The sequence below is a fragment of the Flavimaricola marinus genome, assembly GCF_900184895.1.
GTDB classification, from domain to species: Bacteria; Pseudomonadota; Alphaproteobacteria; order Rhodobacterales; family Rhodobacteraceae; genus Flavimaricola; species Flavimaricola marinus.
Map to the genome: position 1 here is coordinate 391,929 of NZ_FXZK01000004.1, position 12,440 is coordinate 404,368.

The 12,440-nt window shown below is 62.2% G+C and carries 13 protein-coding genes, 1 tRNA gene and 1 pseudogene; 9 read left to right on the plus strand and 6 right to left on the minus strand.

What is annotated here, in order from left to right; genetic code table 11:
* Positions 1–152 precede the first annotated feature (152 nt).
* The gene (locus tag LOM8899_RS13060) at positions 153–1,313 is read left to right on the plus strand and encodes an MFS transporter (protein ID WP_093992642.1); all 1,161 of its coding nucleotides are present in this window, start codon (positions 153–155) and stop codon (positions 1,311–1,313) included.
* Here LOM8899_RS13060 and LOM8899_RS13065 read toward each other — a convergent pair.
* Genes LOM8899_RS13065 through ihfB form a run of 3 tightly spaced genes read right to left on the minus strand, consistent with a single transcriptional unit; the run spans position 1,310 to position 2,585 of the window.
* Positions 1,310–1,954: a phosphoribosylanthranilate isomerase gene (locus tag LOM8899_RS13065; RefSeq protein WP_093992643.1), complete on the minus strand. Its 645-nt coding sequence runs from the start codon at positions 1,952–1,954 to the stop codon at positions 1,310–1,312. The two genes, LOM8899_RS13060 and LOM8899_RS13065, sit on opposite strands and share 4 nt — an antisense overlap.
* Entirely contained in the window at positions 1,944–2,294 is a 351-nt protein-coding gene (locus LOM8899_RS13070; RefSeq protein WP_093992644.1) for a lipopolysaccharide assembly protein LapA domain-containing protein, read from the minus strand. Before LOM8899_RS13070 ends, LOM8899_RS13065 begins: the two co-directional genes overlap by 11 nt.
* Before the next feature lie 9 nt (positions 2,295–2,303).
* A complete protein-coding gene (gene ihfB, locus LOM8899_RS13075) occupies positions 2,304–2,585 on the minus strand; it encodes an integration host factor subunit beta (RefSeq protein WP_093992645.1) in 282 nt (93 codons plus the stop codon).
* 286 nt (positions 2,586–2,871) lie between these two features.
* On the opposite strand from ihfB, the gene LOM8899_RS13080 reads away from it, so the two are divergent.
* Entirely contained in the window at positions 2,872–4,041 is a 1,170-nt protein-coding gene (locus LOM8899_RS13080) for a reductive dehalogenase (protein WP_093992646.1), read from the plus strand.
* A gap of 7 nt (positions 4,042–4,048) precedes the next feature.
* On the opposite strand, the gene LOM8899_RS13085 is transcribed toward LOM8899_RS13080, so the two are convergent.
* Positions 4,049–5,218, minus strand: a complete 1,170-nt coding sequence (locus LOM8899_RS13085; protein WP_093992647.1) for an alpha-hydroxy acid oxidase — start codon at positions 5,216–5,218, stop codon at positions 4,049–4,051.
* Positions 5,219–5,424: 206 nt separating this feature from the next.
* On the opposite strand from LOM8899_RS13085, the gene LOM8899_RS13090 reads away from it, so the two are divergent.
* On the plus strand, positions 5,425–7,026 hold the full coding sequence (locus LOM8899_RS13090; RefSeq protein ID WP_093992648.1) for a putative bifunctional diguanylate cyclase/phosphodiesterase: 1,602 nt from the start codon (positions 5,425–5,427) through the stop codon (positions 7,024–7,026).
* 63 nt (positions 7,027–7,089) lie between these two features.
* On the opposite strand, the gene trpA is transcribed toward LOM8899_RS13090, so the two are convergent.
* The gene (trpA, locus tag LOM8899_RS13095; protein WP_093992649.1) at positions 7,090–7,881 is read right to left on the minus strand and encodes a tryptophan synthase subunit alpha; all 792 of its coding nucleotides are present in this window, start codon (positions 7,879–7,881) and stop codon (positions 7,090–7,092) included.
* Positions 7,882–7,967: 86 nt separating this feature from the next.
* Positions 7,968–8,384, minus strand: a complete 417-nt coding sequence (locus LOM8899_RS13100) for a VOC family protein (RefSeq protein WP_093992650.1) — start codon at positions 8,382–8,384, stop codon at positions 7,968–7,970.
* Between the two features lie 105 nt (positions 8,385–8,489).
* Here LOM8899_RS13100 and ychF point away from each other — a divergent pair, with 105 nt between their 5' ends.
* The 6 genes and pseudogenes from ychF to LOM8899_RS23425 all read left to right on the plus strand — a co-directional run.
* Positions 8,490–9,587: a redox-regulated ATPase YchF gene (gene ychF / locus LOM8899_RS13105; protein ID WP_093992651.1), complete on the plus strand. Its 1,098-nt coding sequence runs from the start codon at positions 8,490–8,492 to the stop codon at positions 9,585–9,587.
* 542 nt (positions 9,588–10,129) lie between these two features.
* Positions 10,130–10,219 (plus strand) — tRNA-Ser (locus LOM8899_RS13110).
* A gap of 167 nt (positions 10,220–10,386) precedes the next feature.
* On the plus strand, positions 10,387–10,950 hold the full coding sequence (locus LOM8899_RS23710) for a tyrosine-type recombinase/integrase (RefSeq protein WP_245820523.1): 564 nt from the start codon (positions 10,387–10,389) through the stop codon (positions 10,948–10,950).
* Between the two features lie 51 nt (positions 10,951–11,001).
* On the plus strand, positions 11,002–11,538 hold the full coding sequence (locus LOM8899_RS23715) for a tyrosine-type recombinase/integrase (RefSeq protein ID WP_245820524.1): 537 nt from the start codon (positions 11,002–11,004) through the stop codon (positions 11,536–11,538).
* A 134-nt stretch (positions 11,539–11,672) separates the two neighbouring features.
* A complete protein-coding gene (locus LOM8899_RS23245) occupies positions 11,673–11,993 on the plus strand; it encodes a hypothetical protein (RefSeq protein WP_133065030.1) in 321 nt (106 codons plus the stop codon).
* A gap of 49 nt (positions 11,994–12,042) precedes the next feature.
* A pseudogene (locus tag LOM8899_RS23425) lies at positions 12,043–12,440 on the plus strand (transposase); the annotation flags it as partial.

Consider the following 12,440-nt stretch of genomic DNA (forward strand, 5'->3'; position numbering starts at 1 on the left):
CGTATAGGAGGAATCGCGCCCTTTGAAAAGAGCCAAGTTTGGCGCCTGTCACCAGGAAGCCGCTCGGATTGTGGCAGTCTTGTCACCTTGTGTGACCGTGCCCGCGATTTCCGCCCATTGCCAAAGCCTCGATCCGCTGCCACAGATCCCGAATGTCGATTATGTCCGCCCTCAAGATTTCCCGTCGTCCGGCCACCGGATTTGTCGTCGTTGGCATGTTCTGGGGCTGTTTTGCCGCCTATGTCCCCGAGATCAAGGCCCAGCTCGGCGCCAGCGATGCCCTGTTCGGGATGCTGTTGTTGGGATCGGCAACCGGGCTTGTCTCGGCGATGTGGCTTGCCCCCAAGATGGACCGGTCGCTCGGCAACAGGTCGATGCAGGTGGCGGCCTGCCTTCTCGCCTTTGCGTGGCTGTGGCCCGGACTGGTGACCCTGCCTGTCCTCTTCTTTGCCGTGATGTGCGGCGTCGGCATGGCGTCGGGATTGCTGGATGTGATCATGAACGCTCGGGTGAGCGAGCTCGAGGCCAGCCATTCCCGATCCCTGATGAATGCCAATCACGCGATGTTTTCGCTGTCTTATGCCGTTGCCGCGCTGATCACCGGAGCGGCCCGCGAGGCGGGTTTGCCCCCTGTCATGGTGCTGGCCGGTTTCGGTGTGCTGACCCTTTTGGCTCTGCCGATCCTGCGGATGGAGGTGGCCGTCGTGGAGGAGCCGGAGACCGGCCGCGGCCGCTATCCCCTGTGGCCGATCCTGATTTGCGGTGCGATCGTGCTCGTCGCCTTCATGTCGGAGGCCACAGTGGAGGCCTGGTCGGCCCTGCATGTGGAGCGCACCTTGGGCGGCGGCGCGGCCGAGGGCGCGCTGGGCCCGGCGATGCTGGGCCTGACCATGATGATCGGCCGCTTTTCCGGGCAGGTCGTGGCCGAGCGTTTGCGCGAAGTGACCGTGATCTATTGGGCCGCGCTGATGGCCTCGGCCGGCGCCCTGATCGCCTCTGTCGCGCCGACCCCGCTGATTGCCTATGTCGGCTTTGGCGTGCTTGGCCTTGGGGTGTCGGTCATCGGCCCGATGGGCCTCGCCCTCGTCGGCCGCATGGTGCCGCCGCATCTGCGCACCGAAGCGATCAGCCGCGCCGCCGTCATCGGCTTTTCCGGGTTCTTCTGGGCGCCCAGCCTGATGGGCTTTGTAAGCGAAGGCTTTGGCCTGCGCGTCGCCTTTGCCTGCGTGGCGGTGATGCTGTTGATCGCGATCCCCTTGGCCATCGTGATGAACCGCATGGAGAAGGACAAGATCGCCGCCAGCGTCGCCTAGCAGGTGGCGGCGTCGATGAACGCCTTGATCTTGGCCGCGTCCTTGACCCCCGGCGCGCTTTCCACGCCCGACGATACGTCGACCTGACGGGTGCCGCTGGTGGCGATGGCCTCGCCGACGTTGCCCGCATTGAGCCCGCCGGCCAGCATCCACGGGCAGGGCCAGCGCCGCCGGGCGACCAGCCCCCAGTCGAAGACCAGCCCGTTGCCGCCGGGAAGATCGGCCCCTTTGGGCGGCTTGGTGTCCACGAGAATTTGGTCCGCCACCCGCGCCTGCACGTCAAGCTCGGCCAGATCGGAGGCGTCGCCGACGCCGACGACCTTCATCACCGGAAGCCCGTAGCGTGATTTGACCTGCGCGACCCGCTCGGGCGATTCGTGCCCGTGCAGCTGGATCATGTCGAGCGGCACCTGTGCGGTGATCTGATCGAGCAGGGCGTCGTCGGGATCGACCACCAGCGCGACCTTGGCCACGCCGAACGGCACATGCGAGCCCAGTTCGGCCGCCTCGGACAGGCTGACGAAGCGCGGCGACTTGGGAAAGAACACGAAGCCCACATAGCCCGCACCTGCGCGCGCGGCGACGTCGATCATCGCCGTATCCCGCAGCCCGCAAATCTTGACGCGGATGTTAGCTGGCATCCTCAAGCAGGGCCAAAACCTCGTCCTTGCCCTCGTGCTTTTGGGTTTTCAACCGGCCGACTTCGCGGCGCAGTTGCGTGACCTCGCGGCCCTTTTCACGGGCTTCGGCGCGGTGCTTGTATTCGCGCAGCCATTCCCAGAAGAAGCCGATCAGCAGGCCCGCGGCGACGCCGAGGAAGATCACCACGTAGAGCGGCAAGGTGATGTCGGGCGAAACGCCGACGAGATTGCCGAGCACCTCTGGCATGGCGCGCAGGGTGACGGCACCCCGGTTGGCCAGCCCAACGGTGATCAGGCAGATGGCGATGATGGCCCAGAAGGCGTAACGAATGATTTTCATGTCACCGTTCTACTTGCCGTTGAGGCGGTCGCGCAAGAGCTTCCCTGTCTTGAAGAACGGCACGTGTTTCTCTTCGACTGTCACCGCTTCTCCGGTCCGTGGGTTGCGGCCAACCCGAGGATCACGCTTTTTTACGGAAAACGCTCCGAAACCGCGCAGTTCGACCCGGTTTCCGTTCGCCATCGCGTCGGTAATCTCGTCGAGAATGGTGCTCACGATGCGGTCGACGTCGCGTTGATAGAGATGAGGATTCTCATCTGCGATCTTTTGGATCAGCTCAGAACGGATCATGGCAGGCTCCCCGGTTGTCGTCTTGTGTCTTGGTCGGAGATCCCGCCAAGTATTTTCATTATTATATGCATAATGCTGCGTTTAGAGGAACAGTTGTGTTGCCCGTTTCGCCGGTTGCGCCGCGGCATTCGGGCAGTTTGCGCAACCAGACGCCGAGTTTGGCCGTCAGAATAATCGCCAACGGTATGATTCGCCCCGGCATTCCGCCACTGGTATGCTGAGTCCAACACCTGATTCGCACCGCTTGTGCCTTTCCGCCGGCCCCTGCGGCCGCTAGCATCCCGACATGACCGTTTCCCCCCCTCCCGCAGATCGACCCGCCGAGGATCTCGCGGCGGGTATTCATGTGACGCCGGAGTTCGAACGCTTTTCCCAAGCGGACGATGTGTTCACCCGTGCCTTTTGGGACCCCGCCGTCAGAAGCCCCCGCACCGATGCCTTCTTTGCCTCTTACCGGATGGAGGCCACCCCGCGCCGCGCCGACGGGTTCGGTCAGCGCGATTTCGCCCTCCGCAACGCCTCTTGGCTGATCGCCGATCTGATCGCGGACCGTGGCGCGGCCGATGGCCGTCGCGAGGGATTTCAGGCCTTCATCGCAGCGGATACGCCCGTCGCCCCGCAGCGCCTCGAGGCGGACGATCCGAAGGATATGGCTGCCGAGGTCAAGAAGGTTGCCCGGTTCTTTGGCGCCGATCTGTGCGGTATCACCGACGCCGATCCTCGCTGGCTCTATTCCCACAGGGTCGATGCCCGCGATGCCAGCCCGGTGCCCAATGACCTGCCCGAAGGTTTGGGCCATGTCATCGTTCTCGGCCATCAGATGGATCAGAGCGCCGTGGCCACCTATCCCTCGGCTCTGGCCGGGGCCGCGACGGGCCGCGAATACAGCCACGAGGCCGCCGTCGTCATGCAGCTGGCCGCTTATATCCGCAATCTGGGCTATCGCGCCGTGCCGTCGATGAACGACACGGGATTGGTGATTCCCTATGCGCTGAAGGCCGGGCTGGGTGAATACGCCCGCAATCAGATGGTCATTACCCCGGAATTCGGCCCCCGGCTGCGCTTTTCCAAGATCTTCACCGATCTGCCGTTGTCCCATGACGTGCCCAGGCCGCTGGGCGTGGCGAAATTCTGCGATATCTGCACCAAATGCGCCGACGCCTGCCCGGTCAAGGCGCTGCCCTTTGGCCCTCCTGCCGTTGGCGGTGCCAACCGCTCGGCCATCAAGGGAGTGCGCAAGTGGACGTCGAACGCCGAGGCCTGCTTTGGGTTCTGGGCCAAGCTGTCGTCGGATTGCGCGATCTGCATGCGGGTCTGCCCGTTCAATCGGGATTTCAGCAAGTGGCGGCACCGGCTTTGGCAGCGCCTTGCCTTGTCGCGTTGGCGCAAGCTGGCTCTGTGGCTTGATCGTGGCCGCGGGGGGCGGGTGAAGCCCGCCAAGTGGTGGCGGGCTTGAGGGGCGATTAGGCCCAGTCGCCCTCGAAGTTCCGCGGCACCAGAAGGATATCGCGATCCACCTCGCGCAGATCACGCTTGCCGCAGAGCGCCATGGAGGTGTCGAGCTCCTTGTGGATGATCTCGAGCGCCTTCTTGACCCCCGGCTGCCCCATCGCCCCGAGCCCATAGATATAGGCGCGCCCGATCATCGTGCCCTTGGCCCCCATCGCGATCGCCTTGAGCACGTCTTGCCCGGAGCGGATCCCGCTGTCGAGCCAGACCTCGGTCTGATCGCCCACCGCCTCGACGATCGACGGCAGCATTCGGATCGAGGACAGCGCCCCGTCAAGCTGTCGCCCGCCGTGGTTGGACACGATGATCGCGTCGCAGCCCAGATTGGCCGCCATCCTGGCGTCTTCGGCGTCGAGCACCCCTTTGAGGATCAGCTTGCCGCCCCATTTCTCCTTGATCTTGGCGACCTTTTCCCAATCCAGCTTGGGGTCGAATTGCTCGGCGGTCCAGCTCATCAGGCTGCCCATGTTGGACACTCCCTTGGCGTGCCCGACGATGTTGCGGAAGGTCCGGCGATGCGTTCCCAGCATTCCCAGCGCCCATTCCCAACGCGTCGGCAGGCCAATGTCGACGATGTTCTTGAGCGTCAGCCGCGGCGGGGCGGTCAGGTCGTTCTTGTGGTCCTTGTGCCGTTGCCCGAGGATTTGCAGATCCAGCGTCAGCACGAGCGCGTCGCAGCCTGCGTTCTTGGCCCGCCCGATCAGATTGTCGACGAAGTCCTCGTCCTGCATCACGTAGAGCTGGAACCAGAACGGCGCCTTGGTCGCGGTGGCCACGTCTTCGATCGAGCAGATCGACATGGTCGACAAGGTGTAGGGCACACCGAAGTCGAGCGCCGCGCGGGCGGCCTTGATCTCTCCGTCCGCCGTTTGCATCCCGGTCATCCCGACCGGCGCGAGCGCCACCGGCATCGTCACGTCGCGCCCAATCATGGTGCCTGCGGTCGTCCGGTTGGACATATCCACCGCGACCCGTTGCCGAAGCCGAATCTGGTCGAAATCGGACGTGTTCTCGCGGAAGGTCTGCTCGGTCCAGCTTCCGCTTTCGCAATAATCGAAGAACATTCTCGGCGTTTTGCGTTTGTGAATGCGGCGAAGGTCGTCGATGGAGGTGATCACGGGCATGGGCAGGCCTTAAAACATGTTTGCATGTGGAGTTTTGGCAGGGTTCGGGAGGACTGGCAAAGCCTATATCGTCGCGCCGGACAAACGCGCCTTCGGCGGGTGATGACTGATTGCTTCACGTTTATTTAAGCCTCCACCGTTAGGCCTAACGTAATCCTAAGCCGAGGTCCAAGGTGGATAGAGTTCGACGGTCAAACAGAAGACAGATGGGAATTGTCGCGGCCTTTGCCATCATCGGCGGTGCCGTCTTCCATGTCTTCGATCTTTTTGCCGTGTTCCAAGATTTCCGTCGCGCGCACGAATCATGGCCTCTTGAGGAGATCGCGGGCGGCTTGGTCGCCGTCGCCCTTTCGGTGCCCTTCCTGATCTGGGGCCGGAGCAGTAGTTTGCGGTCCGTCGTTCATGCCCGTATCGAGGCGGAGCGGGCAGGGCAGGCGATCTCGCATCTCGACATGCTGACCGGCTTGCCCAATCGCGCGGCGCTCAATGCCATCCTGCAATTGCGCGGCATGGCCCCCGAAGCCGCCGAGACCTATGTGCTGATGATCGACCTCGATCGGTTCAAACCGCTCAACGACCTGCGCGGCCATGCGGCGGGTGACATCATCCTGCGCAAAGTGGGCGAACGTCTGTGCAAGCTGTCCGGCCCCCGGACCAAGGCGTTTCGGATGGGCGGCGACGAATTCGCGATGCTGCTCACCCGCGCGAGCGGCGAAGCCGAGGCGACGGCGCTGGCCGATCGGGTCGTCGCCGCGGTGTCCGAACCGTTCCTCGTGGAGGATTGGCGCGAAACCCTGACCTGCAGCGTCGGAATCGCCAAGGCCGAGCCTTCCATCACCGCGACCGAGGTGATCAACCACGCCGATCAGGCGATGTATCACGCCAAGTCCGGCCCCGCCCGTGGCTGGGCCCTGTTTGACGACGAACTGGGCGATGCCTTGCGTGAACGGGCGCTATTGGCTGCCGAATTGCGCGATGCGGTTCACTGCAACACGCTGTTGCCGTTCTTTCAGCCGATCCTCAAGATCGAGACCGGCGAACTCATCGGCTTTGAGGTGCTGGCCCGTTGGCAACGTGGCGACAAGGGTTTTGTCGCGCCGGATGTGTTCATCCCGCTGGCCGAGGAACTGGGTCTGATCGACCGGCTGAGCGACCAGTTACTGAGGCGCTGCTGTGCCGCGATGGCAAGTTGGGATCCGAAGCTCAGCATTTCGTTCAACCTCTCGCCGCGCCAATTGAACCACGCGGGGCTGGCGAAGCGGATTGGCCGTATTCTGGACGAAGCGGGGATTCCGGGGAGCCGGCTTGCCATCGAGATCACCGAAACGGCTGTCTTCATCGATATGGATCGCGCCCGCCAGGTGATCTCGGAGTTGCGTGCCCTTGGCGTTCGGGTGTCTCTGGACGACTTCGGGATCGGCACATCGAGCCTGGCGGTTCTGTCGCAACTGCCGTTCGACACGATCAAGATCGACCGGTCCTTTATCTCGGATATCGAGCACAATCCGCAGAACGCCAAGATCGTCCGTGGCGTGCTTGCCCTGGCCCGGTCGCTGGAGCTGACCGTGACCGCCGAGGGCATCGAAAGCGACGAGGATCTTGCATTCCTGAAGACCAACAACTGCGTGCAGGGGCAGGGTTACTTCTTTAGCCGCCCGGTGCCGGAAGACGCCCTGCCGCAGCTTGTCGATGATGTCGCCCGCGCCGCCGCGATCATGCGCGGTGAAATCGCTGAGCTTCCCGTTCCGTTGACATCCCTGTCATCCGCTTTGGCCGGCAGGGAGGCCAAGGGACGCACGGCCCAATAGGCCGCCGGTCGCGGGCCGCCGGTCGCGCCGGAAACGAGCATTGCCGCGCGGCGGTTTGATCGATCAGGCGCGATGCGCACCGTCGGCAAGGTCTTTGACGAAGGCCAGCACGTCGGCCACGGGACGGCCCTTGCCGATCTCGGCCACGATGGCCGATCCGACGACGACGCCGTCGGCGATGCCGGCGATCTGCTCGGCCCCTTCGGGCGTCTTGATCCCGAAGCCCACGATCACCGGCAGATCGGTCTTGGCCTTTATCCGCGCCACTTCCGGCTGCACATCCGCGGCCTGCGCGGTGGCGGCGCCGGTGATCCCGGTGATCGACACATAGTAGACAAAGCCCGACGTGTTGGTCAGCACCTTGGGCAGCCGAGCGTCATCGGTTGTGGGCGTGGCCAAGCGGATGAAGTTGAGGCCGGCGGCCTGTGCCGGCAAGCACAACTCGCTGTCTTCCTCTGGCGGCAGGTCGACGACGATCAGGCCGTCGATCCCGGCCTCGCGGGCCTCAACCAAGAACCGCTCTACTCCGCGCGAATAGATCGGATTGTAATATCCCATCATCACGATCGGTGTCGTGTCGTCGACAGCCCGCAGCTCGCGGGCGATTTGCAGCGTCTTCTCCAGCGTTTGCCCCGATGCGAGCGCCCGTTGCCCGGCCAATTGGATCGTCTCGCCGTCGGCCATCGGATCGGTGAACGGCAGCCCGAGTTCGATGATGTCGACGCCCGCTCCGGGCAGCCCCAGGACCACGTCGCGCGAGGTGTCATAGTCCGGATCGCCGGCCATGACATAGGCCACGAAGGCCTTGCGCCCCTCGGCTGCAAGCTGTGCGAATTTGGCGTCGATCCGTGTCATGGCATGTCCCGTCTGAAAGCTCGCTTGGGTTTGCGCGATCCGGCGGGGGAAATCAATCCATTCACGACCAAATGCTGCTGGTGGGATCAGCCGCCCGGCGCTTCGTCCGTTCCGATCATCCACCTTACGCCATAGGCGTCGGTCAACGTGCCGAAGCCCGCCGACCAGAACGTCGGCTCCCACGGCATCCGGACGTCGCCACCTTCGGCCAGTTGGTCGAAGACGGATTTGGCCTCGACCGCCGTCGGCAGCGAAACCATGACCGAGCATCCGTCCATCGCTGGCGAATTGCCCGCGAAATCGTCGGAGAGATAGAGAATGCCGTCTCCGATCTTCATCTCGCAATGCATCACCCAATCCTTGCGATCTTCGGGAATGCCCATTTCGGGCGGCGCGTCCGCCATCGTCATGATGTCGGGCGGGGGTGCGTCGAATATCTTCGTATAGGCGGAGATCGCCGCCCGGGCGGAGCCGTTGAAGAAGAGATATGGAGCGGTTTGCATGGCGGTCCTCCTGATTCCAACTGCGTCATGATACCACGGATCGGCTTGCGGGGCAGGCCGCTGGCGATTAGAGCGGTGGCGACATTCAGAGCATCGGGGACGCAAATGGGATTTCGTATGGGCATCGTGGGCTTGCCGAACGTGGGCAAATCCACCCTTTTCAACGCGCTGACCCGCACCGCGGCGGCGCAGGCGGCGAATTTTCCGTTTTGCACCATCGAGCCCAACGTGGGCGATGTGGCGGTTCCCGATGAGCGTTTGGAGAAGCTGGCCGCGATTGCCAAATCCAAGCAGATCATCCCGACCCGGATGACCTTTGTCGATATCGCCGGCCTCGTGAAGGGCGCCAGCAAGGGCGAGGGTCTTGGCAACCAGTTTCTGGCCAACATCCGCGAGGTCGACGCCATCGCCCATGTGCTGCGCTGTTTCGAGGACGGTGACGTCGTTCATGTCGATGGCCGTGTGGATCCTGTCGCCGATGCCGCCACGATCGAGACCGAACTGATGCTCGCCGATCTGGAGTCGATCGAGCGCCGCCTGCAGGGCCTGGTTCGCAAGGTGCGCGGCGGCGACAAGGAGGCCGTTGCTCAGGAGCGCCTGCTCAAGGCTGCACAGGCCGTGCTCGAGGATGGTCGCCCCGCCCGCGTGGTCGACGTGGCCGAAGAGGACGCCAAGGCCTGGCGCATGCTGCAACTGCTGACGTCGAAGCCGGTCTTGTATGTCTGCAACGTCGAGGAATCCGCCTCTGCGACCGGCAACGAGCATTCTGCCAAGGTGGCCGAGATGGCCGCGGCCGAGGGCAACTCCCATGTCGTGATCTCGGCCCAGATCGAGGAGGAGATCAGCCAGTTGGAGGCCGAAGAGGCCCAGATGTTCCTCGAAGAGATGGGTCTTGCCGAAGCTGGCTTGGACCGCTTGATCCGTGCCGGCTATGAGCTGCTCCATCTGCAGACCTATTTCACCGTCGGCCCGAAAGAGGCCCGGGCATGGACGATCCCTGCGGGGACGCTGGCACCCCAGGCCGCGGGCGTGATCCACGGCGATTTCGAGCGCGGCTTTATCCGTGCCGAGACCATCGCCTATGCCGATTTCGTGGCCTTGGGCGGCGAGGGCCCGGCGAAAGAGGCCGGCAAGATGCGCGCGGAAGGCAAGGGCTATCTCGTCAAGGACGGCGACGTCATGCATTTCCTGTTCAACACATAGGCCCGCCCGGCTGCTCTTGGCGACTTCACACGGAGCCCGGGCCCCGGTCGTCGGATGCCTGCTCCAATTCGCGATAGGGGGCTCGCCAAGGTCTTGCCGTTGTTCGAACGGACGAGGTGGCCGGCTCGTGGTCCTTGCGTCCACTTGGTCGGGCAATGCACGTGCGTTGTCCTGACCGCCCTGCTCGGTCCGTCGCTTCGGTTCTCTCGGTCATGAGTCCCAGTATGTCGCGCCGATAATTCGACGTCCGAGGGGCGCAAGGTCAAGTTTCCTGGCCTTGCCTCAATCAGTCATTACCAAGCCTTGAGGGCCGGCGTCCAACCGTTGGTTTGGCCTGCTTTTCCGAGCCGTGTCGACCGGATCCGAGGTGTGGCGGGATTGCGCCCATCGCTCTCAGTGCATCCGGGCTGGTTCGAGTAAGGCTTGCGCCGGCGTTCGCAGTTTGCACGACCTCTCGGTGTGGTGCGGGTATTGCGCCATTGGCAAGCCGGCGGGTGTTTTCGCACTTGCCCCCCGCTGGCCCCACCGATAAACGGGTCAGCGGAGACGTGGCCGAGTGGTCGAAGGCGCTCCCCTGCTAAGGGAGTAGGCCCGGAAGGGTCTCGTGGGTTCGAATCCCATCGTCTCCGCCATCTTGCCTTTTTTGTTTGATTCGGCTCGGTTCTTTGGGCGGTCTTTTTCTTTTTGTAACAGTGGTTTGCGCGCAAAGCGAATGTGTCTTGATTTATCTTCGATGGCGCCTGTTTTCTTTCGTTAAGTGGTATGGATAGTGGTACTTTCGATGGCGCTATCCGGGAAGTTGACGAAGAAGCTGGTCGAGAATTTTGGGCCGGGCCGGCATGGCGATGGCAACGGGCTTTACTTGGTTGTCGACCCCTCCGGTGCCCGGCGCTGGATTGTTCGCGTCGTGGTGAAGGGTCAGAAGAACAAGAAGGGCGCGCCGGTACGTACGGACTTCGGCTTGGGCGGGGCAGACATCGTCCCGTTAAACCAGGCGCGCGTGCGGGCCCTGGAATACAGGCGCATGGCGAAGCAGGGGCTCAATCCCCGATTCAACGCGCGCCGTGAGATCCCAACTTTCCAAGAGATTGCTCAGCAGGTACACATTGACCGGATGCCGACGTGGAAAAACGCCAAGCACGGTCAACAGTGGATCAACACGCTGCGCGATTATGCCTTTCCCAAGATCGGGCGGATGCCCGTGGATAGCATCGGCCAACCCGAAGTGCTGATGTGCCTGGGGCCGATCTGGACCGAGAAGCACGAGACCGCCAAGCGTCTTGTTCAGAGAATCAAGGCTGTCCTCGATGTCGCCAAGTCGAAGGGTTTCCGCGACGGCGAGAACCCGGTGACAGCGATCTAGGATGCGGGCGTTCTTCCAAAAGTGAAGGCCAAGCCCAAACACCACACTGCGATGCACTGGAAAGACGTGCCAGCTTTCTACGCCGATCTCGTGTCCCGAGGGGCGATGTCGTCGAAAGCTCTGGTATTCACCTGCCTGACCGGGACAAGAACGAGCGAGGTCTTGCGGCTGCAGTGGGCGGAGATCGACTCTGGTGCTCGGCTCTGGTCGTGCCCTGCCGATCGGATGAAGGGCGGTGAGTTGCACCGGGTCCCTCTGACTGAGGCGATGCTTTCCATCATTGAGCCGCTGCGCGCTTTGAAATCCGACTATGTCTTCGAAGGTCAAAAGCGCCATGCCCCGATGTCGAACATGACGATGCTTATGCTGCTGCGCCGCATGAAAGTTGAGGGCGTAACGGTTCACGGCTTTCGTTCAACGTTTCGCGATTGGGCTTCTGAGGTGGCCAATGTGCCTCGCGAGGTGGCTGAAATGAGCCTGGCCCATAAAGTCGGCTCAAACGTCGAAAGAGCCTATGCCCGGTCAGATTTCCCGGAAAGGCGGCGTGATCTGATAGAACAATGGTCTCAGTTTGTCGTCATCGGCTAGGAACAAGAAAAGCTATGCTCCCGATTGACCTGAACCAATCCGATTTCGATCAGATTGACCTCAACAAGTCTGGCCCAAAAACAATTGAGTTGAACTAATCTGGTCTAGAGGCAATTTAGCTTTTTGGAGTTGCTTTGAGCGAAGAGACTACGAAGCAGTGTAAACGTGCGATAAACAACCTGAAACTCGATGTCGTCGCTCAGCGGATTGAACGGCTGAACGCAGGATTAGGGCCATACTGGTGTTCCGATCCAGCAAACGCCGAGTTCACTCAGTGGGTCGCAAAGACGTCAAGCCTTCGGAGTGAGGCGGCCTATGAGTTTTCAGAAACCGGTCGTAGCTACGAGGACAAAAGAGAAAGGCAGCTGAACATCGCCGAAGAGATTGGTCTTAAGATCATTCATTCTATTCAGGCGCAAAAGTTTAAGGGCGTTCAAGTTGACCTGCTCCCCTGAGAAGTTCTTGATTTGATGTTAGCCTGTTCTCCAACTGAGGAGACAGACGATGAAGAGAAGCCGGTTCAGCGAAGCGCAGATCATCGGCATTTTGGAGGAACACCAGGCGGGCATGAGTGCGCCGGATCTGTGCCGCAAGCACGGGATCAGCGACGCGACCTTCTACAACTGGCGACGCAAGTACGGCGGCATGGAGGTCGCCGATGCGAAGCGGCTGAAGGCGCTCGAGGCCGAGAATGCGAAACTCAAGAAGATGTTGGCCGAGCAGATGATGGATGTAGCCACGCTGAAGGAGATGCTCGGAAAGAACTTCAGAGGAAGAGCCATGTCGCGCCATTGGTCCGAGCGACAATGGCGAATGTTCGAGGAGGAAGGCTGTGGACTGGGCCATGAAGGAAAAGAGCTACTCGCAGCGGCGGGCCTGTGCCCTGGCCGGGATCGATCCGC

Coding starts and splice junctions, on each gene's coding strand:
- LOM8899_RS13060 (WP_093992642.1), top strand. CDS start 153: ATGTCGATTATGTCCGCCCTCAAGATTTCCCGTCGTCCGGCCACCGGA.
- LOM8899_RS13065 (WP_093992643.1), bottom strand. CDS start 1,954: ATGCCAGCTAACATCCGCGTCAAGATTTGCGGGCTGCGGGATACGGCG.
- LOM8899_RS13070 (WP_093992644.1), bottom strand. CDS start 2,294: ATGAAAATCATTCGTTACGCCTTCTGGGCCATCATCGCCATCTGCCTG.
- ihfB (WP_093992645.1), bottom strand. CDS start 2,585: ATGATCCGTTCTGAGCTGATCCAAAAGATCGCAGATGAGAATCCTCAT.
- LOM8899_RS13080 (WP_093992646.1), top strand. CDS start 2,872: ATGACCGTTTCCCCCCCTCCCGCAGATCGACCCGCCGAGGATCTCGCG.
- LOM8899_RS13085 (WP_093992647.1), bottom strand. CDS start 5,218: ATGCCCGTGATCACCTCCATCGACGACCTTCGCCGCATTCACAAACGC.
- LOM8899_RS13090 (WP_093992648.1), top strand. CDS start 5,425: ATGGGAATTGTCGCGGCCTTTGCCATCATCGGCGGTGCCGTCTTCCAT.
- trpA (WP_093992649.1), bottom strand. CDS start 7,881: ATGACACGGATCGACGCCAAATTCGCACAGCTTGCAGCCGAGGGGCGC.
- LOM8899_RS13100 (WP_093992650.1), bottom strand. CDS start 8,384: ATGCAAACCGCTCCATATCTCTTCTTCAACGGCTCCGCCCGGGCGGCG.
- ychF (WP_093992651.1), top strand. CDS start 8,490: ATGGGATTTCGTATGGGCATCGTGGGCTTGCCGAACGTGGGCAAATCC.
- LOM8899_RS23715 (WP_245820524.1), top strand. CDS start 11,002: ATGCACTGGAAAGACGTGCCAGCTTTCTACGCCGATCTCGTGTCCCGA.